The sequence below is a fragment of the Rhodanobacteraceae bacterium genome, from assembly GCA_024234055.1.
Classification (GTDB): domain Bacteria; phylum Pseudomonadota; class Gammaproteobacteria; order Xanthomonadales; family SZUA-5; genus JADKFD01.
Genome location: JACKOW010000002.1, coordinates 629,859 through 654,738, shown reverse-complemented (window position 1 = coordinate 654,738; position 24,880 = coordinate 629,859). Strand labels below are relative to the sequence as shown.

Here is a 24,880-nt window from a genome sequence, read left to right as displayed (position 1 = left end):
AGGGCGCCTTCAGGGGCGCCTTTTTCGTGAGCAGATCGTGGCCGAGAGCTGGACACAGAGTACGCGAGGGAAAAGCAGCGAGAACGCGAAGAACAGCGTCCAGAAAGCAAGGATGCGCCGAACGTGTTGTTCGAGAAAAAGACCACGCGGACTTGAAAGCGTTTGGCGAAGCCGACGGCCGCATCGGGCGGCTTCATCTTGGTGCGCTGCGACTGGATTCCCGCTTCAGCGCCCTTCAGCGGAGGGTGCTGAACCAGCCGTCGATCCGGGCGTCGACGGATTTCTGTTCGCAGGCGCTGATGTGGGCGAATTCGTTGCTGCGGCCGCAGTAGCTGTAATCCTTGGCCCAGGCATTGTGATTCTCGGCCAGGGTGCGGATCGCATCGACGATGTACTGGGCTTCGGCGTTGGTCATGGTCGGGTGCAGCGACAGCCGCACCCAGCCCGGTTTGTCGCTGAGGATGCCGCAGCTGATCTGGTCGGTGATCGACTTGGAATGCTCGTGCGAGACCTGCAGCAGGTAGTGGCCGTAGGTGCCGGCACAGGAACAGCCGCCGCGCACCTGGATGCCATAGCGGTCGTTCAGCAGCTTGACCGCCAGGTTGTAATGCAAGTCATCGATGTAGAAGGAAATGCAGCCGATGCGCTGGCGCTGATTCGCGGCCAGCACCCGCACATTGGGGATGGCCAGCAGTTGTGGCCAGATCAGATCCAGCAGTTCTGCTTCGCGCGCCAGGATGTTCGGCACGCCCATTGCGTCCTTCAACTGGATGGCCAACGCCGTGCGGATGGCCTGCAGAAAGCCGGGCGTGCCACCGTCCTCGCGGGCTTCCACATCGTCCACGTACTTGTGCTCGCCCCAGGGGTTGGTCCAATCCACCGTACCGCCGCCGGGGTTGTCGGGCACACGATTGCGATAGAGGCGCTTGTTGAAGATCAGGATGCCGCTGGTGCCGGGGCCGCCGAGGAATTTGTGCGGCGAAAAGAAGATCGCATCGAGGCCCGCATCCGGTCGCCCGGGCGGGTGCATGTCGATCTGGATGTAGGGCGCGCTCGCGGCGAAATCGACGAAGCACAGGCCGCCGGCGCGGTGCATGCGTTCGGCGATGTCGTGATAGGGCGTGATGATGCCGGTGACGTTGGAGCAGCTGGTGATGCTGGCGATCTTGATCTTGCGGTCGGCGTATTCGATCAGCAACTGATCCAGGCCGGCCAGGTCAACCAGGCCATCGGCGGTGGCCGGGATCACCCGCACTTCGCAGATGGTTTCCAGCCAGGAGGTCTGGTTGGAATGGTGCTCCATATGGGTCACGAACACGATCGGCCGCTCGCCGCAGGGCGGACGGATCTGCGCCAGATAGTTCTCGTGCACGCGCAGGCCGAGGATGCGCTGGAACTTGTTGACCACCGCAGTCATGCCCGAACCGTAGGAGACCACGGCGTCGTCCTTGCAGGCATTGACGTGGCGCTTGATGATGTCGAAAGCGCGGTGATAGGCGCGCGTCATCGTGGTGCCGGTTTCCGAGGTCTCGGTGTGGGTGTTGCCGACGAAAGGGCCGATCTGGTGGTGCAGCAGATCCTCGATGGGCCCATACAAACGACCGCTGGCGATCCAGTCGGCGTAGACGATGCGCTGACTGCCGAAAGGACTGTCGAAGCGCTGGTCGATACCAACGGTGTGCTGGCGGAAAGGCGCAAACCAGTCCTCCAGACAGATCGATTCATGGGATTGCGGCGGCAGCGGACGTACGGCAGACATGGCATTCTCGATGCAGTGTCGAACGGCCCTAGGGGCACATTCACAGAGGCCGCCATGATACCCCGCGGAGCATGGGGCTGTGCTTCGGGTTGGTGTCGTGCTGTTGCAGGTCCAGACTTGTCTGGACGCTCTTCCGGCGGAGTGCGGGAAGCGGATTGACCCACCGAGAGTTCAAGCGTAGGCGCGCCCTTGAGTCGCGATCATCCTGTCGCAAGACGTCGACAGCGGTCGCGCCGCAAGGGCGCTCCTACAGCGGTCGCGCCGCCGGGGCGCTCCTACGGCGGGCTGTCCTGCGCCTGCGTCAGTCGCTCACGCAAGCCGCCGGCGCGCAGGCTCACCTGGTCGAGCGCTGCCTGCAGACTGGCTGCGCTGCTCCAGATCTCGACGCTGCGCCGGGCGCGGGAGACGCCGGTGTAGAGCAGTTGTCGTGACAGGATTTGACTGCTGGCGTCGGGGGGCAAGAGCACGGCGACGTGGTCGTACTCGGAGCCCTGGGCCTGATGGACGGTCAGCGCGTAGGCCAGATCATGCTCGGGCAACTCACGGGGTGAGAGCATGCGCAGACTCCGTGCGCCGTCGGCATCCAGGCTCTCGAAGCACACCCGCAATTCGCCGCCGATGGGCAGCGTCAGGCCGATATCACCGTTGTAGAGGCGGCGGCCGTAATCATTGTGGCGGATCAGCACCGGCCGGCCCGGATACCATAGCGCGCCACCGAGTTGCTGGCGTCGCTGGGCATCGATCCAGACATTGAGTTCGCTGGCACCATAGCGTCCGGAGCGCAGTGCACAGAGCAGTTGCAGCTGGCGCAGGGCGGCGAAAGCCTGGTGCGGATCGCTGGCGGTGCGCGACAGCTGCGTCTGCAGTGCCGGCCACTCCGGTCGCGCCAGCCAGCGCTGAAGCTGCCGCGCCAGCGCGGCGGGATCATCGGTGGGAAACCAGTGTTGCTCGGCGTCGGCCGCGAGCAGCGCGTGCACTTCGCCGGCCGCGCCGCGACGGATCGCGGCGTAAATCCGGGCCAGAGTGCCGCCCGCACGCCAGACATGGCGTAGCTCGGCGTGATGGCCGCCGAGTGCCGGATCGGCAGCGGCGGCCTTGACCAGATCGGCCAGAACCGATCCGGCCGACACCGATACCAGCTGATCCGGATCACCGATCAGGATCAGCGTTGCGTTGTCGGCCAACGCGTCGAAACTGGCGCGCATCAGCGCCAGATCCACCATCGAGGCCTCGTCGATGACCACGATCTGATGCGGCAGGCGCTGATCGCGATCGAAACGGAAACGGTCGAGCTGCGGCTGGAAGCCGAGCAATCGATGCAGGGTCTGGGCGCTTTCCGGAATGGCTGACAAGGCTTCGGTCCAGCCCTGGCCGCGATCAGCCAGACTGGCTGCCAGTGCCTGCTTGCCCTCGCGCAGCGCCTGCGAGAGCCGCTGCGCGGCCTTACCGGTGGGCGCCGCCAGGGCCATGCGGATCTCGCCCTGGTGCCCGCCGTGCCGTTGCAGCATCAGCAGCAGGCGCAGCACGGTGCTGGTCTTGCCGGTGCCCGGCCCACCGCTGAGCACGAACAGCTTCTTGCCCATGGCCGATTGCACAGCCTGGCGCTGGCCGCCGGCGTGCACCGGATTCATGCCGGCGAACAGCAGATCCAGATCCGCCTGCAGCGCCCTGCTGTCGACGGTCTGCGCTGCACTGATGCGTGCCGAAACTTCGGCGGCAATCCGCTGCTCGTGCCGCCAGTTGCGCCAGAGGAAGAAATCGCCGGCCGCGGTCAGCACGCAGGGCTTGAGTTCGCTGCCGTCGCCGACCCAGGGGTGGATCGCCAATTCACGGAAATCGCCGTCGGCGCCGAGGCGCACGCAGGCATGGCCATCGGCCTCGGCCGCGACCGCCAGCCCGATGGCCCGGGCCAGCACGGCCGACCCCGAGCGTTTCAGCGCCCAGCGCTGCATGGCGGCATCCAGCGCACCGACGCGTTCGGCGGTGTTCATGGCTGCACCTCGGCGCCGTCGAACAGCGCATCCAGAGCCTCGATCAGCGCCACCGGGAAGGATCGGCGCCACAGGCCGGCACCGGGGCCGAGGCCGATCGCGCGCAGGAACAGATACCAGCTCTCGCCCAGATGGTCCTCGGACCGGTAGTCGTCGATGCGCTGTCCCAGATAACGATGCAGGGCCACACTGTAGACCAGCGCCTGCAGGCCGTAGCGATGCTCGCGCATGCTGGCTTCCAGTCGCTCGGGCTGATAGTCGTTCAGGCTGTCGCCCAGCCAGTTGCTCTTGTAGTCGAGCACATGGAAGCGGCCCTTCCATTCGAACAGCAGATCGATGTAGCCCTTCATCAAACCACGCAGCACCCGGCCATCATCGGCGGGCGGCCACCAGTCCCCCAATCCATGTGCCTGCAGCAGCGCGCCGAGCCGACCCCAGCGGGCTGCATCGAGAGCGAAGGCGAATTCGAATTCGGGTCGGCGCTTGTGCGCCGGCAGACGCCCCAGCTTCAGGCCCGGTGCCAGTTCGGACTGCAGGCAGCGGTCGAGCATGGCCGCGATGGCCCTCAGCTGTGCAGAAGCCTGCGCCGGGTCTAGGCGCACGCCTTGTGCCTGCAATGCGGCTTCGATGCGCTCGATCTGCTGGGCAAAGCGGAGCTTGCCGGCATCTTCTTCCAACAACTGATGCATGGCATCGCCGAAACGCGGGCCCTTGAGCCCCGACAGCGCCTGCAGCAGCGGGTGCGCAGGGCCTGCATCCGGCACGGGCACAGCCTCGCCTGGTAGCGTGATCTCGTCCTCGGCGCCACGCGTGTTGTCCCTGGTGCTGCTGGCGCCGTACTGGGTCAGCGAGGAAAAGCTGTGCAGGCCAAAGCGCGGTCGCGGGACGCGGCTGGGCGTTCTGGCCTGACGAACCTGATCGCTCGCTGGTGCTTGCGTGTATTCGGCAGGCGCATCCGCCTCGAAGCTCAGGGCCAGGCCCGGAACCTCTTGCGTCAGTGCTTCCCAGGGTACGCCGTCGTGCCTGGCGCTGGCGCGGGCCAGCGCCGCCCCCAGCAGGATGTCCAGCTCGCCCCTTCCTGGCCGCGCGGACTCGGCGCTGGGCGCCACATCTGCACAGGCGTAGATCTGGCAACGGTACTTGGCCCGGGTCAAGGCCACATACAGGCGCCGCAGGCTTTCCTGCATGTCCTCTTCGGCTTCGATCAGCTTGTGGGCGGTGAAGTTGGCGCTGCCCAGATCGAGTCGGCGCCGATGCTCGCCGTCGTGGAAGACGGCCCAGTCTACACTCGGGATCTTGCGATGGCGCCAGGCCATGGGCACGAAAACCACTGGGAACTCCAGACCCTTGCTGGCGTGCAGGGTGAGCAGTTGCACCCGCCTGGCCTCGCTCTCGATGCGCAGCTGCAGCTCTCGGCTGGCGTCTTCTTCGGTCAGACCTTCAGAACGGGTTGCGATCAGCCAGGCATAGAGTTCCTCCGGCCCGTAGCACTCGGCCGCGGCAGCTTGCAGAACTTCCCCGAGATGGCGCAGATCGGTCAGGGCGCGCTCGCCGTCGGCGGCAGCCAGCAGCCGCGGCGCCTGCTGCAGCACGATCGATTCGATGACGGCCAGAATGCCGCGTCGATCCCAGAGCTGGCGCCAGTCGCCGAAACGTGCCAGCTGTGTTTCCCACAGCGACGGCGAATGCGCCATGGCAGCGAGCTGGCTGGCATCGAATCCCAGCAGGCGCGTTGCCAGCGCCCCACGTACGGCGTAGTCGTCGTTGGCGTTCAGCAGCGCATGCAGCAGCAGCTGCAGATCATCGGCCCAGGGCGTGTCGAGCACGCTGGTCTTGCCGCTGCCGACCACCGGCACCCGGCGCTCGATCAGACGAGCGCGCAGATCGCTGATCTGCCGATTGGTGCTGAGCAGTACGGCGACATGACCAGGCTCGATCGGCTGGCCATCGATCTGCAGGTCGGCGCGGTTGAGCAGGTGGGCGATGTCGTCAGCGCAGGCTTCCAGAATCGCGTCATCGCGATCGTCCAGGTTCTTTCCGGGCGGCGTCACCAGCCGCAGATGCAGCGCCGTGCTGTCCTTGGAGTCATGCCAACGCCCAGGCTCGCCCGGCAGCACCGGCACATAGCTGATCTGGCCGCCGCCGAAGGCATCGTCTCCCGCCAATCGGTAAAGCTCGTTGAGCGCGCGCAGCAGCGCCGGATGGGAACGGAAGTTGTGGCGGATCGAATGAACCCGTTCCGGTGGCAGCGCCTCGCGGGCAGACAGATAGGCGTGGATATCGCCACCGCGAAAGGCATAGATGGCCTGTTTGGGATCGCCGATCAGGATCAGCGTTTGCGCCGCCGGGGCCTTCGCCAATGTCTGGAAGATCTGCCACTGGCGGGCATCGGTGTCCTGGAACTCGTCGATCAGGGCCGCCGGCCAGGCTTCGGCCAGGCGCTCCGCCAGAGCCTCGCCGCGCGCACTGTGCAAGCGACCATGGACTTCCTCGATCAGGGTCGTGTAGGTGATCTGCCCTCGGACCTGCAGCCGGTGACGGATCTGGCCGCGTACAAAAGCGGCACAGGCCAGGGCGGTGGCCTGATTGACGCGCTGTTCGACCCGTTCGAACAGCGCTTGAGCCTGCGCCAGCGTCTTCAGTTCCGGACGTTGCTCGAAGGGGAGCGTGTTGCTCTGTTTCCACTGTCCCCAGAGTTTGTCGGCCTGCAATACATCGTGCAGGTCGGACCACGCCGCGCGACCCGGATCGGCATGGTCGACGGCTTCCAGCAGGCTGTGCAGCGCGCGTCGCAGTCGCGAACGGGCGACATTCTTGAAGGCCCCGCTGTCATCGACCGTGGCCCGCAAGGCGCTGTGATCCTGGGCGCAGAAGGCCTGCCACCAATGGCGCAAACGATCGGTATCGGAGGCCAGAATGGCCTCCGGTTCAGCGCTGAGCAGTGCTCGCACCCGCGCCATCAGCTTGGCCGGCCCGCCATCGAGCACCATCGCCATTTCCCAGGGATCGGGCTGTTCGACCAGGAATCGTCCGCGCCAGAAATCCTCCACGCACTCGCGCAGCAGCGCAGTCTCATCGACCAGTTCGCCGAGGTTGAAAGGCACGCCGGTGTCGAAGGGGAAGTCGGTGAGCACCCGGCGGCAGAAGCTGTGGATGGTGGAGATCGGCGCCAGATCGATCTCGGACAGCGCCAGCCGCAGCCGTGCCTGCAGCAGGGCCTTGGGCTGCGCCATGGCCAGATCGGCCAGCCAGGCACGGAGTTCGGCATCGGCCTCGGCGCCACCCAACGCTCGCTCGGCATCCAGCAGGCGGGTGCGGATACGGGCCTTGAGTTCCTGCGCTGCGGCATCGGTGAAGGTGGTCACCAGAATCTGGCGGACGCCCAATTGGCGCTCCAGCAGCAGGCGCAGATAGAGCAAGGCGATGTTGTAGGTCTTGCCGGTACCGGCGCTGGCCTCGATCAGCGTGGTGCCGGCGAGATCGAGCGAGCGCCAATCGAGTTCGCGGGGGGCGCTCATGCCGCTGCCCCGCGACGGGTCGGCGGATCGAGCAGACACCGCAAGGCCAGCGCCAGCTCGGCAAAGCGACGATGGGCCTCGGTGCCGGCCTCCAGGAAGTCGGCGTTGCCGCCGAGCAGAGTGTTGTAGCCGGGCGCGTAGCCGGATTCACCGGTGCTGGCAAAAGCCCCCAGCCATGCCTTGCGGGCCTGCGCCAGGGCTAGATCGGGGTCATTCGGATGCTCCCGCAAGGCTTGCGCATACTCGTAGCTGGTGCGGGCGAAGTATTGTCCGCTGCGCTCGCTGGCGGCGCCAAAGGTGTCGAGCAACAATCCCAAGCTCTTCTGAAGCGAGAGCGGATCGGCATCGAACTCGGTGAGCCCGTGCAGCACCGCACCGACCTTGTTGTCGCGATGCAGCAGCGCACAGTGGTAGCGGGTATGTGGGTCACTCAGGCTCAGCGCCGCCCATCGCAGGTACAGCGGCAGCAGCTGCCCGAAATGGACTTGGCTGCCACTGTGAACCTGCAGCAGCCAGCAGTCCGATCCGTGCGCATGCAGCGGGCCGATGGTGCCGACCAGCCGGTGCTGACCCACGGCCAGATCCATGGTCCGTGTCAGCGCCACCGGCTTCGCATTGTGGAAAGGTGGCAGGCTGCGTGCCGCGGCCAGCAGGGCCTGCGCCGAGTCGCGAAGCTCCTCGAAGGCCTTGGCGCCCACCGCACCGGCCGCCAGTTGGCCGGCGTGCAGCAGATGTCGCGGTGGCTGCGTCGGTATCTCGTTCCATCCCTGTTGCAAGGCATGCCAGAACAGGTCGATGCCGCTGCGGTCAAAGCGTGCCAAGGCCGGTGTCAGCGCTTCCTGGTCTTCCGAGGCGTCCTGCTCCAGCGCCTCGCGCGACAAGCCTAGCGCGTGACGGCACAACCATTCGCTCGGGCGGGCGTAGTAGCTGCAGATGGCATTCAGTTCGATCTGCGCGCCGGAATCGGTGGCCGGCAGTGCCCCGGGCCCGTCGATGAAGCGCCAGTTGCCGACGCCATCGGCGCGGCTCGCCGCGGCGTACTCGCTGGAGTAGGAAAACAGCCGAGGATCGCCGTCGGCGCTGAAGTAACGGCCATCGAAGGGTTGCAAGGGATGGCGCACGCACCAGGGCCGGTGGCCTTGGTCGTCACGCAGCTCAGCGGCATGTTGCTGGTCAAGAAAACCCAGCAACTCTGCCAGTGGCAATGCCGGATTGCGGGGCTTGCCATCCTGCGGGCCTTCGGCCAGGTAGCTGAGGTGCAGCGCATCGCGCGCGCTCATCAGCGCTTCCAGGAACAGATAGCGGTCATCCATGCGGTTGTCGCGATCCCCCAGGCGCGGATGCTGCTGCATCAGATCCAGCCCGGTGTCCGTCCGCGGCCGTGGATATTCGCCGTCATTGAGCCCCAGCAGCGCGACCACGCGGAAGGGGATTGCCCGTTGCGGCACCATGCCGCAGAAGCTGATGCCGCCAGCCAGGAAGGCCTGACGTTCGGGGATGCCGTCGAGGCCGGTCTTGAGGAGGTCGCGCAGCACTGGCCAGTCGATCTCGGGATCGGCGTTGGCCTGGGCGCATTCGCGGGTGATGCCCGCGACCAGCTTGTCCAGCGCGCGCAGGGCCTCGGCCTCGTCGGCATCGTCGGGATCGCCCTCGAACAGGGCCAGCATCCAGCGCTGCAGCAACTCGATCCAGCGCGTGGCCGGCAGCAGTTGCCGGCTGTGGCTGCGCCAGTCCTGCAGAATGTCGATCAGCGCCGACAGGGCGCCGAGGCAAGCCGCATCCGGACCGTGCACCGGGTCGGCCGGCAGGAACTGGTCCTGCAGCAGCCAATCCGGATCTTCATGGCCGACCAGCAGGCCGGCAGCCATGCGGTCAATGCCGAAGGCAAAGCTGTTCTGATCCACCGGGGCCGCGCCGAAATCGGCCTTCATGGACCCATCCAGGCCCCAGGCCACCTGAACCCGATCGAGCCAACGCGCCAGCGCCTGATGGCGGCTCTGGTCCAGGCCCAGGCGCCGCGCCACGGCCGGCAGTGCCAGCAAGGCCAGCACCTGCGACCGGCTGATGCGCTGCGCCGGCAGATCCAGCAGTTCGCGAAAGGCCTGCAGCAAGGGATGGCTGCGCGCCAGTGCGACATCGGCCAGATACCAGGGCAGGGCACTGTCGCCGCGCCCCGGTTCGCCGAAGATCACGGGCAACAGCGGCGCGTACAGGGCCATGTTCGGCGCCATGACCACGATCTCGCGGGGGTTCAGCGTAGGGTCTGCGGCCAGCCGGTCGAGCAGGGCGTCCTTGAGTACCTCGAGTTCGCGCAACCGGGTGTGGCATTGGTGCACCTGCAGGCTGGCATCGTCGAGTGCGGCGGCCAGATCCACATCTGCCGCCACCCACTCGGGCCGCAGACAGCGCAGGCTGTGCTGCAACCGCTGCAGCAGCGCGGCCCGCGTCGGCAGCGGCGCCTGCAGGTCCAGATCGGCCTGGTCACGGTCGTCCTGGGCACTGTCGAGCGCATTCAGCAGCAGCGTGAAGTGCTGTCCCATGCGCCCCAATGCCGCCAGCAGCGGATGGCCGATGTCGAGGAAGGCGCCACCCGCCAGTTCGCTGCGGTAGACCTCGGCGCGCGAGCGCAGATCCTCCCAGAGTTCGCGGCAGGGATCGGGAAAGTACAGTTGCACGATCTGCCTCTGTCCCAGCTGTTGCAGCGCCATCAGCGCGTCGGGCGGCAGATGGCTGACGCCGAACACGTGCAGCGCCGGTTCTTCCGGGTCGCTGGGCAGATTGCGCAGCTGCTCGCCAAGCTCGCCCATGCGCTGGCCGCGGTGACTGAGGCCAATCTCCGCCACCAGCTGCCGCCACAACTGGCCTTGCCAGTGATCGGCCACCGGGCTGCGCTGCCGCCGCTCCCAGGCAAGCAGCCAGTCGCGGCGGTACACCAGATACTGGCCGTACAGTCCGGCCAGCCGATCGGCCAGCTGGAAGCGTCGGCGCGGCGCCTCTTCGCCCTCCAGATAGCGTGCCACTTCAGCGCAATCCAGCTGCGGCAGCAACTGGTAGATGCGCCAGCGCAGTGCCGGGCGGCGGTAGGGGGCGATGGCGATGGCCTCGGTTCCGAGCACCCGCTGCGCCAGCTGATCCAGCCATTCGCTGGGCAGCAGCATCTGCAGATTGGCGGCGATGCGCGGCAAGCCGGGCAATTGATGCTCGGCCAGTCGCTGGGTCAGCCAGCGTTTCATGCCCAGATGGCCCACGATCAAGGTCTGTGGCGACAGCACCGAGCGCGGCCGCAAGCGCTGCAGCTTGACCGCCAGAATCTCGGCCAGGCGCTCGATACGGCTGCTGCGGAAGACCTGAAGCATCTGGGTAGCAGAGCGCTGGTGGGACCGATAGTCACTCTAGCGTGCCCGCGGGGTGATCTGAAGCGGGGTGTGTTCCGCGGGGCGACATGTGCTGGTCCGTCGCGAAAACCGTTGGCTGCGGCGAGCTCCTGCCAAGAATGCAGGACGCAAAGGACGCGAAGGAAAAGCAGAAAGAACGGGAAGGAGAGCGTTCAGGTCAGGGGTATGCCCTGACGAGATGGTCATTGCGGTAGCCTGTTGTGCCGCGCAGCGGCTCAGCGGGGCTTCTCGCGTCACCGCCCGGCGAGCGCTGCGCGCACTTCGGGCTACACAATGCGGGCCGCTTGAGGAGGGACGCGCGCCTGCGCGGCCGCTGTTGATCTTCGGGTACGCCGAGCCACGTCGCCCTGTTCGCACCCTTGCCGGCACTTTGCGGCATCATGCCGATCCGCCAACAACTCGCCTCGCCGCCGTGGACCACGCCACATCATCCTCGCGCGCCAACTGGCTGGTCGCCGCCTTCCTGCTGGTGATGGCGCTGGCCTTCCAGGGCTCGCGGCCGCTGTTTGATCCGGATGAGGGCCGCTACACGGCGGTGGCGCTGCAGATGCTGGACAGCGGCAACTGGCTGATGCCGCAATTCAACGTCTACCAGGATCACCTGACCAAGCCGCCGATGACCTATTGGGCGCTGGCGAGCAGCATGGCGCTGTTCGGGCAGAACGAATGGGCGGCGCGCCTGCCCAATGCGCTGGCATTCTGGCTGACCGGCTTGCTGGTGCTGCTGCTGGGTCGTCGATTTGTGCCCGATCGACCGTGGCTGCCGGCCCTGGTCTGGGGCAGTGGCGTGGTCACGGCGCTGGGCGCGAACGTGATCAACACCGACACCTTGCTGGCGCTGTTCGAGACCGCGGCCATGGTGGCCTGGCTGCGCAGTCGCGATGCCGATGCGTCGGCGTGGCGCTGGCGCCTGCTGATGTGGAGCGCTTTCGGTCTGGCCTTTTTCACCAAGGGACCGCCGGCACTGCTGCCGCTGCTGCCGATCGTGGTCATCAGCACGCTCGAAGGCGGCTGGCGGCAGGCGCTGGCAGTGTTCGACTGGCGCGGCGTGCTGATCTTCCTGGTGCTCGGCGGCTGGTGGTTTGTGGCATTGATGCTGCAGCGTCCGGAACTGGTCGAGTATTTCCTTGGCTACGAATTGCGCGATCGTTTGCTCAGCGATGTGCACAAGCGCAATGCCGAGTGGTATGGCGCCTTCAAGATCTATCTGCCGATCCTGGCGCTGATGCTGCTGCCGTGGATCTGCATGCGCATCGGCTGGATCAGCGGCATCTGGCGCGGACGTCGGCTCGGCTGGTGGCAGCAGTGCTGGCAGCGCGACCGACAGCGTGTCGTCCTCTTGCTGTGGATCCTGCTGCCGCTGGTGGTGTTCTTCCTGGCCCGATCGCGGCTGTATCTGTACCTGTTGCCGCTGGCGGTGCCGATGGCGCTGCTGATCGGGCGCGATCTGTCGTTGCGGATCCCGACCCCGATGCCGCGACGCTGGCTGATCGGCCTGGCCCTGTGTGGCTTGGTCATTCTGGGATTGAAGGGCGCGGGCAGCACGCTGACCGGCTCCAAGGACGCTCGTCGCTTTGCCGCGCAGATCCAGCAACTGGCGCCGGAAACGGAACGCCTGCTGTTCTCCGATGTCACCGCCCGCTACGGTTTGCGCTTCTACCTGCAAGTGCCGGTGCAACAGGTCGGGCGCACCCATTCGAACAGTCCGCTGGCCCGCGCCCAGACCGAGAACGTGCTCTGCGATCAGGTGCGCGCCTACCCAAAGTCTCTGGTGATCACCCGCGGCCTGGCCATGGGCAAGCGCATGTTGCCCGAAGCCAGGCCCGAGTGTCCGGGCATCGTGTTCCAGTCCTTGCAGCCCGACAGCGGATTGTGGCGCGTGGATTGGGCGCAGTCGCAGGTGCAGCCGGCAAGCCCGACGCCCTGGTAGAGCGGAGCTTGCTCCGCTGCTTCTGCTTGGCTTCTGCTCGGCTTGTGCAGTGGCTGCTTCCGGCAACCTGGAAAAGCCGCAATCCCTGCCGAGCAAGCTCGGCACTACAACAGCCTCGTACGCCGATGCTGTTCGGGTGGTCAGGCGACTTGCGATTTCGCCGCGCCCCTGAACGAATAACGCAGCGCCAGCGCCGGCAGCACCATCAGCGTCAGCAAGGTGGAGCTGACCAGGCCGCCGAGCACGGCGATTGCCATCGGCGCTTCGATTTCATGACCGGCGCGGCCGATGCCGAGCGCCAACGGGACCAGCCCCATGGCCGTCACCAGCGCCGTCATCAGCACCGGTCGCAGCCGCTCGCGGGCGCCGCGCCAGGCGGTGGCCGGCGACCAGATGGCACCTTCCTCGAAGACCAGATGCTCATAGTGCGCCAGCAGCAGGATGGCGTTGCGGGCGCTGATGCCGAAGACGGTGACCATGCCGATCAGCGCGCCGATCGACAGACCGACGCCGCTGAGGGCGATGGCGGCGATGGCGCCGAGCAGGGCGAAGGGCAGATTGACCAGCAGCAGCGGCACATGCACGCGGCGACGGAAGGACATGCCGACCACCATCAGGATCGCTGCCAGCGCCAGCGCGCCGTAGACCCACAGCTCGCGCCGGCCCTGCTGTTCGGCTTCGGCCACGCCACCGAATTCGATGAAGGTGCGTGGTGGCAGCTGGAGCTGTTCGCTGAGGATCTGGCGCAACTCGTCCACGGCCTGTGCGGTCGGTCGGCCGGAGACATTGAAGGCCACCACCACGCGTCGGCGGGCACCGTCGTGGTCGATGCTGTAGCGGGAATCGGCGGGGGTGATTTCGGCCACGCGGGCCAGCGGCACCAGGCTGCCGTCCACGGCCGTCAGCATCAGCTGGCCGATGGATTCGGGTCGCTCGCGCCAGCTCGGCGGCAGCGTCACCACCACGTCCTGCGGCCGATCGAGCACATGGATCTGGCCGACGACGGTGCCGGCATAAGCGCTGGCGATGCTGTCCTGAACGTCAGCCACCCGCAAGCCATATTGCGCCAGTCGCTGCGGAATCAGCGCCAGATTCAGCGAGGGCGTGCCCGACTGGCTGCTGCTGCGCAGATCGACCACGCCCGGGACCTTAGCGGCCAGGCCCATGATCTGACCGGCTAGCTGATCGAGCTGGTCCAGGTCCGGCCCGACCACATTGACCACCACCTGTGCGGTCTCTCCGGTCAGGGTTTCGCTGATGCGGTCGCCAAGGAAGGTCAGCACTTCCGACTGCAGGGCGGGATAGCCCGCGAGGATGTCCCGCAGCGCCGCCTGCGCCGCCATCTGGTCGACGCCGCTGTCTGCCTTGAGTTCGACGTGAAACTCGGAGCGGTGGGTGCCCCAGGTGTCCTCGCCCTGCTGCGCGCGCCCGACCTGCTGCTCGATCGACTGGACATAGGGCAGCTGCAGCACCTCGGCGCTGATCGAGCGACCGGCGGCGAGCATGTCGCCGATCGAGGTGCCGGGCAGGCGACTCGACACCTGCAGCACGAAGTGGCCTTCGCGGAAAGTCGGGAAGAACTCGCCGCCCAGATGCGGCAGGCTGAACATCGCCACCGCCATCGCCAGCAGCAGGGCAGCGATGGTGAGCGGCAGATGCCGGTGGGCGATGTCCATGCTGTCTTGCTGGCGCCGCGACAGCCATTCCAGCCAGCGCGGCGGATCGGCCTCGGCATGGCCGCGCAGCAGCAGTGCACACAGTGCCGGCGTCACTGTCAGCGCCACCAGCAGCGAAGCCAGCACGGCCAGCGCGAAGGCCAGCGCCAGCGGCGCCAGCAAACGGCCCTGGACGCCGCCCATCGCAAACACCGGTGCAAACACCAGCAGCACCACGATGGTGGCGTAGAAGACCGGTCCGCGGATTTCCACCGAGGCCGAGCGGATCACGTCCAGAAAGGGTTCAGGCGCGGCCAGTGCGGCATTGAGTTTGAGCCGACGGACGATGTTCTCGATGCCGATGATGGCGTCATCGACCAGCACGCCCAGGGCCACGGCGAAGCCGCCGAGGGTCATGGTGTTGAGCGTCACGCCGAAGGACGACAGCACGATCACCGCCGCCAGCAGCGACAGCGGAATGGTGACGAAGGAGATCAGCACCGTGCGCCAGTTGTGCAGGAACAGCATCAGCAGAATCAGGATCAGCAGCGAGCCGAGCAGCAGGGCCTGACCCAGATTGGCCAGCGCCAGCTCGATGAAATTGGCCGGCCGATGCAGCGGCGACACCACGCGCACGCCGGCGGCGTCCAGCTGTGGCTGCAGCTCGGCGATCGCGCTCTCCAGCGCAAGCGTGGTGTCCAGGGTGTTGGCGCCGAACTGGCCCGAGACCGCCAGCAACACCCCTGGCTGGCCCTGGATCAGCGCGTCGCCGGCCTTGAGCGCGGCGCCGTCGGCCACGGTGGCGACATCGCGCAGCAGCAGCGGCCGCCCGTTGCGCACAGTAATGACGGTAGCGCCGAGCGAAGCCGGATCGATCGCGGTACCGCGGATGGCCAGCTGCAGGCGCTGACTGGCGAGTTCAATGGCGCCGCCGCCGCGTTGACCCAGCGCCGCGCGGGCGGCGGCGAGGACCTCGGGTACGCCGATCGCCTGCGCGCGCATGCGATCGGGATCGAGCTGGATCTGCAGCTGGCGCACATCGCCACCGAACACGGTCACCCGGGCCACGCCAGGCACGGCCAGCAGCCGCGGTTTCAGGCTGTAGTCGGCCAGTTCGCGCAGGGCGTAGGCATCGAGCTGATCGGAGAGCAGTCCGATCTTCAGCAGATCCATGGTGCTCGAGGTCAGCGGTGACATCTGCGGCAGCGCCACCGCCGCTGGCAGCAGGGCGCTGGCACCGGCGAGGCGCTCGGCGATGCCCTGGCGCGCCAGCAGCGGGTCGATACCGTCGGCAAATCCCAGGCTGATCACCGACAAGCCGGCGATCGATTCCGAACGCATGGATTCCAGACCGATGGCGCCGCTGAGCAGCGATTCCAGCGGCGTCGTCACCTGCACTTCGACCTGATCAGGCGACAGCCCGGGAGACTCGGTCTGAACCGTGACCTGCGGCGGCACAAATTCTGGAAACACGTCCAGCGGAGCGCTGCGCACCGCGTTGATGCCGGCCAGCAAGGTCAGCACGGCCAGCAACGCCAGCACCAGCCGGTGACGGATGCACAGGGCGATCAGTCCGGACATGTCAGCGTTGCCGCAGATGGGTGTTCAGGCGCGTTCAATCCTCGTCGTCCTCGCTGCTGCCCAGTTCCGCCGCCAGCAGCAGGCCGGCACCGTGGACGACGACCGGCTCACCGGCGGCGTAGCCGGCATCGATGAGGTATCCCGAATCCAGCGCGCGTGACAGATCGACCGGGCGGCGCTGGTAGTGACCGTCGCCGGTGTCGATGTAGGCGTAACCCTGGCCTTGGGCCATCACCAGCGCCGAGCGCGGCAGCAGCAGCGCCGCGGCCGCGTCACCTGGAAGACTGAGCTGAACCCTGCCGTGCGCACCCGGCCGCAATCCGGGTGCGCGCTCGGCCAGTGCCAGAAAGCTGCGCCCGGGACTCATCGGATCCTGAATCGGTGCCGGCCACAGTGTGCCCAGCGGCAGCGGCGGATGGCTGCCGTCCAATGGCCAGGCGGCCGCGTCCGGCAGGTGCGGGTCGCCGAATACCAGTTCGCTGTCGATGCGCAGCAGAATCTGGTCGCCCGCCGCCAGCGCATCGGCCAGTGCCTCGTTGCCGTCGGCGGCCAGCGGACCGCCCCATTGCGACTGCAGCTGGCGTGTCAGCAGGCGCACCCGGGCGCTGTCCTGGGTGGCAGTCGATTGCGCCTGTTCCAGCTCCTGCGTCGAGGCGTTGCCCTCGGCTGCATGTAGCTGGCGTGTGCGGGCCAGGACCGCGGAACTCGCGCGCTCGGCGGCGCGGGCGCTGGCGAGGTCGGCCAGCAACTGGAACAGCGGCTGGGGATCGAGCACCACGCCCAGCGCGGGATGCGTCCCTGCCGACGGCGCGGCAGCCAGGGGCGCCGTGACGATGCCCAGTCGCTGGCGCTCGGCCGCGCTCAGGGTCAGGCCTTCGGAGTCGCCTTGATCGGCTTGTGGCGGGAAGTCCGCGTTGGCCGGGATCTGGTCGCGCCGCGAGGGCGCTCCTGCGTGGGCGTCGGGTGGGTCGCGCCGCAAGGGCGCTCCTACGGGAGCCGCTGCCTGGTCGGCTGTTGCAGGAGCGACCTCGTGTCGCGACCCATCGCCCGTAGGAGCGACCTCGTGTCGCGACCCGCCGACCTCGCCCAGCGCCAACAGTGCCAAAGGCAGCAGCGCCAGACCGCGCATCCAGGCATTCATGGTCGTGACTCCGGTTCTTCGGTGGCAACTTCCGGCGCGCGCGCCAGGGCGCTGGCCGGCCACAAGGGTTTCTGCACCGCGGCTTCGAGTGCGCCGATGGCCCGCACCAGTTCGCGCAGCACATCGATGCGACGCTGTCCGGCTTGCAGCGCCTGCAGCTGCGCCAGCAACAGCTCGCGACGATTGATCGCGCCGGCCTGTGCACGCGCCTGCTGGCTGTCGACCTGTTGCTGCTGGATCTGCACCAGCGCATTGGCCTGTTTCAGCGCACGCCGGCCTTCCTGCAACTGCTGCATGGCCAGGCTCAGCGCCGCCAGAGCCTGGGCCTGCAAGGCTTCGACCTGATGGCCAGCCGCGTCTCGTCGTGCCGACGCGGCCGCGATGGCCGGGCCATAGTCGTCGTTGATCGGCAACTCGCCGCCGACGCCGAGCACCCAACGACGCTGGCCGCTGTCGTAGGAATAGCCCGGCGACAGCGTCAGTCCGGGTTGTCGCCGACTCAGCTGCTCACGCCAGAGGCTGTCGGCGCTGGCGTAGTCGGCGAGCGCACTGGCGATATCGATGCGATCGGTCGCGGCGGCGCGGCGCAGCGCCGATTCGTCCAGTGCTGGCTGGCCGGCCAGTGTTTCCACGTCGGGCAGATCCAGGCTCAGGCCTGCCACCAGCGATACCTCGACCCCGATCGCCGCCGCCAGTTGCGCCTGCGCTTCGCGGGCGCGCTGCAGCGCCTCTTCATGGGCAATCCGGGCCTGGGCGCCCTGTTCCTGTGCCGCGAGCCGCTCGCGCAGCGGCAGGGCCCCGAACTGCTGTGCCGATTCGATCGCCGCCTGCAGCTGTTGTTGCAGCGCAAGTGTTCGGTTTGTTTGGGCCACAGCCAACTGCTCCAGTTGCCATTCGAAGGCCGCAGTGGCCAATTGCTGGCGGATCTCCCAGGCGACCTGGGACTGCTGCTGCCATACCAGGTCGGCCTGGGTCTGAGCCTTGTCCACCCGGGCCTGACGCAGCGCTGGCGGCTCGAACAGCTGGCTCAGCAGCAGCGCCGTCACCCACGGGCTGGTGCCGGTTGCCGCATGGCTGATCCACTCCGGGGTCAACGACCAGCTGGGATTCGGGCGACGCCCGGCGGCTTCTACGTCGGCATTCGCAGCCACTGCCAGCGCCCGCATCCGCGCCAGTTCCGGCCGCAGCTGCCAGGCGGCGACGGTCAGCGCATCCAGCGACCAGCGACCGTGAGTACCAGGGTAGGGCAGGCCGCCGCGTTCGAAGGCGGCGCGGATCGATGCCGCTGCCAGATCGCGTTGTTGGATCTGGATCCGGGATCCTTCCCGATCGAAAGGCTGCGACGCCGGAATCGGTGCACAGCCCGCGGTCCACAGCAGGCACAGACTCAGGCCAATGGCCCGCGCCGAGGCGATCGGGCCGGTGTTGAAGCTCTCAAGCTGGAAGCGTGGCGCCAAATCGGTTTCAGGGTCCGGCCGGTGAAGTGCAACCTTAAGGACGGCGTCTTAGCCCAGCGTTAGCCGCCAGCTGGAATCAATCCAGCGCGTTGGCCTGCGCCACCCGCACCCGACTCCTGCCCGGCGCCAACGGCTCCACGCGGATCTGCACGCCGATGCGCTCGGCCATGTCATGCACATGCGAGATCACGCCGACGCGGCGACCTTCGGATTGCAGGCGGTCCAGCGCCTCCATGGCGGTGTTCAGCGTGGCCGCATCCAGGCTGCCGAAACCTTCGTCGATGAACAGCGACTCGACCCGGACCCGCTGCGAGGACAGCGATGCCAGACCCAGTGCCAGCGCCAGCGACACCAGAAAGGTCTCGCCGCCGGACAGGGAATGTACGGTGCGCACTTCGTCGCCCAGATCACTGTCGATCACCAGCAGGCTCAGCGCCTCCAGGCCGCGGCGCAGCCGGTAGCGTGGCGACAGCCGGGCCAGATGCTGATTGGCGTATTCCAGCAGCACTTCCAGGGTGTACTGCTGGGCATAGCGCTTGAACTTGCTGCCATCGGCGGCGCCGATCAGCTGGTCCAGTGCGACCCAGCGCCGGGCGGCGATCCGCCTCTGCTCCAGCTCCGCCAGTTGCTGCGCCGCGGCCCTGCGCCGGCGCTCCTCGTCGCCCAGCTGCTGCTCGATGGCGCCGAGCTGCTGCAGGCACTGATCGCGCAATTCACGGGTGGCCACCAGTTCGGCCTGCACCTCGGAACGATCGCGCGTCGACCCGGCCTGCAGCTGCCACTGCGCCTGCGCCTTGCGCGCCGAATCCAGCTGTGATCTGAGCTCGCTGGCAGCCCGCAGGCGTGTGGCCCAGGCCTGTTGGCGCGCGCTCAGATCAACCGGCAGTTCGGCCAGCAAGGCCCACAGTTGTTCCAGCGGCTGCGGATCCAGCTGGTCGTGCTGCAGTTGTGCCGTCCACTCCTGTTCGAGCTGCTGCATGTGCTGCTCGGCACGCCCTTGCAGCTGGCCGAGCTGTTTTTGCGCTGATTCGAGCTCGGTGCTGGCCGCGCTGAGCTGCTGCTGGCAGCGCGACTGTTCCGCTGCCGCCTGATCCTGCTGTGTGCGAGCCGCCGCCAGAGCCTGATCCAGGGCGCTGGCAAAGGCTTCGGTATCGTCATGGCCCAGTGCCTTCCGACGCTCGTCGATGGCTTGCCGCAGCGCTGCCGTGGCACTCTCACGCTGGCCCCGAGCTAGCGCCGAGGCCTGCACGGCGGCGTCGAACTGCTGCTGCAGCGTCGCCAGTGCCTGTGCAACCTCGCGCAGGGCCTGCTGGGCAAGCTGGGCGGTGCCGCGCAGCTGTTCTCCCTGTTGCCAGTCGGTCAGCACCTGCAGGCAGTCGTCGGAATCCAGCTTGCGGGCGGGCAACAGTTCCCGCAGCGAATCCAGCGCGGCGCGGACATCGGCGTCGATGGCGCCGAGTTCGCCTTCGAGCAAGGTCAGCGCATGCCGTGTAGGCGCGATTTCCGCTTGCAGCTGGTCCAGCGCCGCACGCTGCTGCTGCAGGCTGGCTTGTGCCTGTTGCTCGGCCTCTCGTGCGGCTTTCAGGGCTTGCTGGATCTGGGCGAGCCGGGACTGGGCCAGGTCCAGCTGACGCTGCTCTTCGGCCAGATCCTGTTGCCGCCTCGGCAGCAGATCGGCGATTCCGGCGACGTCGGCGACACCCGGCAGCAGCTCTGCAGCGGCCGCCACCAGCTCAGCCTGCGACTGCGCCAGCATCGCCTCGGCGCGGCGCAGCGGCTCTTGGATGTCCTGCAGCTGCCGGGCGGCGGCGTCCAGGGTGGAGCGCACGTGCTGATCGTCGGCAATGGCCTGCTGGTGCGCTTGCACTGCCGCCGCCGCCTGCGCTGCCAGCGTGTCCAGCAAGCCCCGGATCTCGCCGCTGTGCTGGCCCGCCCGCGGATGCGCCAGCGCGCCGCAGACCGGGCAGGGCTCGCCTTCGACCAACAGCGCCCGCAGTTGCTCGGTGTGGGCATCGGCGACCACGCTGACCCGCTTGAAGGCGGTCTGCGCGGCTTCGGCTTCGGTGGCGCTCTGCTGCAGCTGCTGAGCGGCGGCCTGCGCTTGCTGCTGCAGCGTCTGCCGCGTCAGCTGCAGTTGTTCGGCCTGTGCTTGCAGCTGCTGCAGTCGCTCCAGGCGTTCCCGGTTGGCCGCCAGCATCTGCTGTACCCGCGTCGCCACCCGATCCTGAGCGAGCCACTGGCGCTGGCGCAGCGCCAGTCCGGAGGCATCCAGGTCTGTCAGCTGCTGTTGCGCCGTCTGCAGGTCGACACTGCGCTGCTGCAGCGCGGCCGCGGCCTGGTCGGCGGCTTTGCGTAGTGCCGCCAGACGCTGCTCCTCGTTCGCCAGCGACTGCCGTAACTGCTGCTCGCGGCCGCGGGCAGCGCGCTCGCGCTGGCGATGGCCTTCCAGCAACTGCAGGCGCTGTCCCAGAGCAGCCCAGGCAGCGTCCTCGGCCGGCAGCTGCGGATGCTGGTCCAGCCAATGGCGATGCCGGTTGACCTCGGACTGATGCTGTTCGCGCTCGTGCTGTCGGGCCGCGATGGCGGCCTCCAGTTCGGCCTCGCTGTGCTGCGCCCGGCCAAGAGCGCTGACGGCCTGACGCTCGCCCGCGCGGGCCAGTTCGATCTGCAGGTCGGCGGCGCGCGCGGCCTGGATCTGCGGCTGAGCCTGCGCCCGTGTCTCCTCGGCCCGGGCCACGCCTTCCGTGGCTTTCTCTGCCGCGAGGCGGGCGTCGTCGGCCGCCTTGCGGGCCTGCTCTTGCGACTGCCGCAGCTGTGGCAGTTGCGCATCGATGGCTTGCGACTCGGCGACCGTACGCTGCTGGCTCTGCGCCAGATGACGCAATGCTGCCGCTGCCGCCCAGTAGCGCAATTGCAGGCCCACCGCAGTGTCGGCCGCCAGTTCGGCGTCCAGCTCGGACAGACGGGTCTCAAGCTGCTGCCGTTGCGCGCTCAGCGCAGCGCCCTGTTCATGCCAGGCGGATTCGCTCTCCAGCGCCTGCAGTCGCCTCGCCTGCAGCTCGCGCTGCTCCAGCGTGGCCGCCCGCTGCTGTGTCAGCTCGGCGCGGGCCTCGTCCGACATCGGCGTGTGCTGCCCGAGTTGCTGTTCCAGCGTCCGCAGCTGCTGCTGCTCGCTGTGGTTGCGCTGATGGGCCAGTTTCGAGATCTGGCTGAAGATCTCGGTGCCGGTGAGCGCCTCCAGCAGCCCGGCGCGCTCTTCCTGGCGCGCCTTCAGCAGCGCCGCAAAATCGTTCTGTGCCAGCAGTACCGAGCGGCAGAACTGCTCGAAGCTGAGGCCGGTGAGCGTGGCCAGCTGCTCCTGGACCTCGCGTACCGTGCCGGCCACCGGCTGCTGGTCGGCGATCCGCAGCAGCGAAACCTGGGCCTGCTGCAGGCGGCCGCCGACCTTGCCGCGGGCGCGGGCCACGCTCCAGCGCGCGCGCCAGGCCACGCCGGACTGGTCCTCGAAATCGACCTCGGCATGGCCCTCGCCGCAGCCACGCCGCAGCAGATGGCGTGGATCCTGCGGGGTCAGGGTCTGATCCTGGACGTCGGGGACGGCGATCTGCGCCTCCTTGGCCGAGCGCAGGCGTGGTGTGTCGTGGTACAGCGCCAGGCACATGGCATCGAGCAGCGTGCTCTTGCCGGCACCGGTCGGGCCGCTGATCGCAAATACACCGGCGCTGGCCAGCGGCTCGCACTGGAAATCGACCTCGAAATCGCCCGTCAGCGACGCCAGGTTGCGGCCACGGATCGCCAGGATCCGCATCAGTGCGCCTCCTGTTCGATCTGGTTCAGCAATTCGCCGAAGGCGGCCAGCAGTTCGGGTTCCGGGGCGGCCCCGGTCTGCTCATCGACCAGGCGCTGGAACAGCAGCTCCGGCTTGAGCTCCGACAGCGACAGTGTCGGTCGCTGATTTGCATCGCCAGCCGCCGGATCCTTGCGCCGCCGCGGGTCAATGCGCGCCAGCCGCACCTGTTTGCCCTCCAGCGCCTGATCGACCTGGGCGCGCACCTCGGTGTCAGCCAGCGCCAACTCGATCGGGACTTCGATCAGTGGCTCCAGCCCCGGCGGCGGATCTTCGGGTACTTCCAGGGAGCGCAGTGCGGCGAGCGCCTGCTCCAGCGGCAGATGCCGTTCCGGCACCCGCAGGATCGGTGCCGGCCGCGGCACGCGCACCGCTTCGGCGCTGACCTTGCCGTGCTTGTCGATCCGCAACTCGACCAGTTGGTGCGGATAGCCGATTTCGTTGAAGGACAAGGGCAGGGGACTGCCGCTGTAGCGGATGCGGCCGCCGTTGAAGGATTGCGCCAGGTGCAGATGCCCGAGCGCCACGTAATCGAGTTCGGGCGGGAACACGCTGGCATCCAGCGCTTCCTGTCCGCCGATGACCAGCTTGCGTTCGGACAGCTCCGACAGCTGGCCGCCACGCACGTGCAGATGACCCATGGCGATCAGAGCCTGCCCCGGCTGGCGCAGCGGCAGCGCCGTCTCCAGCGCCTCGCGGTAGACCTCGGCCACGCCCTCCAGATAGGCGGGGGCCTCACGCCGCGGCAGATCCGAGGGCCGCAGAAAGGGCAGGGCCAGCACCCAGGCGCCGATCTGGCCATCGCTGCCGGCAATGGGGATGCACCAGCGCGGGGCCTGGTCGGTCTCGCCGCGGAAATGGCCAACCACGTGCACACCCAGACCCTGCAACAGCGGATGCGGCGCCTCGATCCGTCCGGGGGAGTCGTGGTTGCCGGCGATGACGACGATGCTCAGACGCGGACAGCGCCGCAAGGCCTGGCCGAGAAAAGCGTAGTACAGGCGCAAAGCGTCGGCACTGGGATTGGCCTGGTCGAACACATCCCCGGCAATCAGCAGCGCATCGGGCTGGCGCTGCTGCAGCTCATCCAGCAACCAATCCAGAAAGGCCCGGTGCTCAGCCTCACGGCCGTGCCCGTGCAGGGTCTGTCCCAGATGCCAGTCGGAGGTGTGGAGGAGTTTCACGTGGCGAGTTGCAGTGTTTGGAGAGAGTGTCGTGGATTGCGTGCTGAAGTTGCGGTGGAGAGGTAAAACGTCAAACGTGAAACGTCAATTGGCAAGGGCGCAGCTTCGTCGCACAAGCCTTGCTTTCCCGCGACAAGGTATCCAATGGATACGTGGGAGCAAGAGCTCGCGCTGTTCAAAATTGACGTTTTACGTTTGACGTTTTACTCCTTCGCCGATTCACCTCGCCATCGCCTTGCTACCCCGCTAGAACACCGTCAACCCGCTGCGATCGACAAAAGCGCGCAGGGCGGCGAGGCTGGCGACGGAATTGCCGTGCGTGTCCAGTCGGGGTGACCAGGCGACGATGGCGAGCTTGCGCGGCACGATCGCCAGGATGCCGCCGCCGACACCACTCTTGGCCGGCAGTCCCACCTGGAAGGCCACTTCGCCAGCGGCATCGTAGGTGCCGCAGGTCAGCATCAGCGAGTTGATGCGGCGGGTCTGCAAGGGGTTGAGCACCCGCTCCTCGGTGAAGGGATCGACACCCTCATTGGCCAGAAAGCAGGCGGCGCGGGCCAGATCCACGCAGCTCATCGCCAGCGCGCACTGATGGAAATACAAGTCCAGCACCTCGTCGACATTGCCTTCGATGTTGCCAAAGCTCTTGATGAACCAGGCCAGCGCGCGATTGCGGGCACCGGTCGCCGCTTCTGATGCGGCCACGCGCTCGTCGTAATAGAGGCGCTCGCTGCCGACCCGGTTGCGCATGAACTTGAGCAAATCGGCGCGGGCATTGATGCGACGCTTGGCCAGCAGATCGGCCACCACCAGCGCGCCGGCATTGATGAAGGGATTGCGCGGTATGCCGTGCTCGCGTTCCAGCTGCACCAGCGAGTTGAAGCTGTTGCCCGAAGGCTCGCGGCCACAGCGCTGCCACAAGGCATCACCGCCGTCGCGCAGCGCCATCGCCAGGGAAAAGACCTTGCTGATGCTCTGGATCGAGAACGGTTCGTGGGCGTGGCCCACCGCGGCCAGATCACCCTCGACCGTCACCAGGGCGATGCCGAAACGCTGGGCCGGAACCGCCGCCAGCGCCGGGATATAGGTGGCCACCTCGCCGCGCCCCAGCGTGGGGATGGCGTCGGCATACACCTGATTGAGCAACTGGGACCAGTTCATGGCCGCGATGATGGCGCATGAGGGCGGTCTTGGGTGATGCGGCGCGGCGAAATTCCGGGTGGCGATTGCGGCACGCCCAGGCTCGGCCAGAGCAGCGGAGCAAGCCCCGCGCGACCCAAGCCGCGGCGTACGAGGCTGTTGTAGTGCCGAGCTTGCTCGGCAGGGTGTGCGCCTCCGACGCCACGTGCGGGGCCAAAGCCCGGCAGAAGCAGCGGAGCAAGCTCCGCTCTACCAGAGCCTGCTGACGCGCCGCCCGGCAGG

The 24,880-nt window shown here is 67.5% G+C and carries 11 protein-coding genes; 1 reads left to right on the top strand and 10 read right to left on the bottom strand.

The genetic code is table 11. The features are described from left to right. Positions 1-235 precede the first annotated feature (235 nt). The 4 genes from H7A19_06860 to recC all read right to left on the bottom strand — a co-directional run bounded on the left by H7A19_06860 (position 236) and on the right by recC (position 10,624). On the bottom strand, positions 236-1,759 hold the full coding sequence (locus H7A19_06860) for an aminotransferase class V-fold PLP-dependent enzyme (GenBank protein ID MCP5474548.1): 1,524 nt from the start codon (positions 1,757-1,759) through the stop codon (positions 236-238). A gap of 275 nt (positions 1,760-2,034) precedes the next feature. Beyond that, complete coding sequence (gene recD, locus H7A19_06855; protein MCP5474547.1) at positions 2,035-3,750, bottom strand: exodeoxyribonuclease V subunit alpha; 1,716 nt, start codon at positions 3,748-3,750, stop codon at positions 2,035-2,037. Then, on the bottom strand, positions 3,747-7,268 hold the full coding sequence (recB, locus tag H7A19_06850) for an exodeoxyribonuclease V subunit beta (GenBank protein MCP5474546.1): 3,522 nt from the start codon (positions 7,266-7,268) through the stop codon (positions 3,747-3,749). Before recB ends, recD begins: the two co-directional genes overlap by 4 nt. Then, positions 7,265-10,624, bottom strand: coding sequence for an exodeoxyribonuclease V subunit gamma (gene recC / locus H7A19_06845; protein MCP5474545.1), 3,360 nt, complete (start codon positions 10,622-10,624; stop codon positions 7,265-7,267). Before recC ends, recB begins: the two co-directional genes overlap by 4 nt. Before the next feature lie 451 nt (positions 10,625-11,075). On the opposite strand from recC, the gene H7A19_06840 reads away from it, so the two are divergent. Further along, entirely contained in the window at positions 11,076-12,593 is a 1,518-nt protein-coding gene (locus H7A19_06840; GenBank protein ID MCP5474544.1) for a glycosyltransferase family 39 protein, read from the top strand. Between the two features lie 140 nt (positions 12,594-12,733). Here the strand turns inward: H7A19_06840 and H7A19_06835 are convergent, their stop codons facing one another. The 6 genes from H7A19_06835 to H7A19_06810 form a co-directional block, all read right to left on the bottom strand. Further along, entirely contained in the window at positions 12,734-15,829 is a 3,096-nt protein-coding gene (locus H7A19_06835; GenBank protein MCP5474543.1) for an efflux RND transporter permease subunit, read from the bottom strand. 34 nt (positions 15,830-15,863) lie between these two features. After that, positions 15,864-16,970, bottom strand: coding sequence for a hypothetical protein (locus tag H7A19_06830; GenBank protein MCP5474542.1), 1,107 nt, complete (start codon positions 16,968-16,970; stop codon positions 15,864-15,866). Then, positions 16,967-18,427: a TolC family protein gene (locus H7A19_06825; GenBank protein MCP5474541.1), complete on the bottom strand. Its 1,461-nt coding sequence runs from the start codon at positions 18,425-18,427 to the stop codon at positions 16,967-16,969. Before H7A19_06825 ends, H7A19_06830 begins: the two co-directional genes overlap by 4 nt. A 76-nt stretch (positions 18,428-18,503) precedes the next feature. Next, a complete protein-coding gene (locus H7A19_06820; protein MCP5474540.1) occupies positions 18,504-22,235 on the bottom strand; it encodes an AAA family ATPase in 3,732 nt (1,243 codons plus the stop codon). Then, positions 22,235-23,458 (bottom strand): exonuclease SbcCD subunit D C-terminal domain-containing protein, encoded by a 1,224-nt coding sequence (locus H7A19_06815; GenBank protein MCP5474539.1) that lies wholly within the window; start codon positions 23,456-23,458, stop codon positions 22,235-22,237. Before H7A19_06815 ends, H7A19_06820 begins: the two co-directional genes overlap by 1 nt. 246 nt (positions 23,459-23,704) lie before the next feature. Next, complete coding sequence (locus tag H7A19_06810; protein MCP5474538.1) at positions 23,705-24,619, bottom strand: glutaminase; 915 nt, start codon at positions 24,617-24,619, stop codon at positions 23,705-23,707. Positions 24,620-24,880: the final 261 nt, after the last annotated feature.

Excerpts from the sequence above, each read along its gene's own strand:
- recC (MCP5474545.1), bottom strand. The coding sequence starts at position 10,624 with ATGCTTCAGGTCTTCCGCAGCAGCCGTATCGAGCGCCTGGCCGAGATT.
- recD (MCP5474547.1), bottom strand. The coding sequence starts at position 3,750 with ATGAACACCGCCGAACGCGTCGGTGCGCTGGATGCCGCCATGCAGCGC.
- H7A19_06820 (MCP5474540.1), bottom strand. The coding sequence starts at position 22,235 with ATGCGGATCCTGGCGATCCGTGGCCGCAACCTGGCGTCGCTGACGGGC.
- H7A19_06810 (MCP5474538.1), bottom strand. The coding sequence starts at position 24,619 with ATGAACTGGTCCCAGTTGCTCAATCAGGTGTATGCCGACGCCATCCCC.
- H7A19_06830 (MCP5474542.1), bottom strand. The coding sequence starts at position 16,970 with ATGAATGCCTGGATGCGCGGTCTGGCGCTGCTGCCTTTGGCACTGTTG.
- recB (MCP5474546.1), bottom strand. The coding sequence starts at position 7,268 with ATGAGCGCCCCCCGCGAACTCGATTGGCGCTCGCTCGATCTCGCCGGC.
- H7A19_06860 (MCP5474548.1), bottom strand. The coding sequence starts at position 1,759 with ATGTCTGCCGTACGTCCGCTGCCGCCGCAATCCCATGAATCGATCTGT.
- H7A19_06835 (MCP5474543.1), bottom strand. The coding sequence starts at position 15,829 with ATGTCCGGACTGATCGCCCTGTGCATCCGTCACCGGCTGGTGCTGGCG.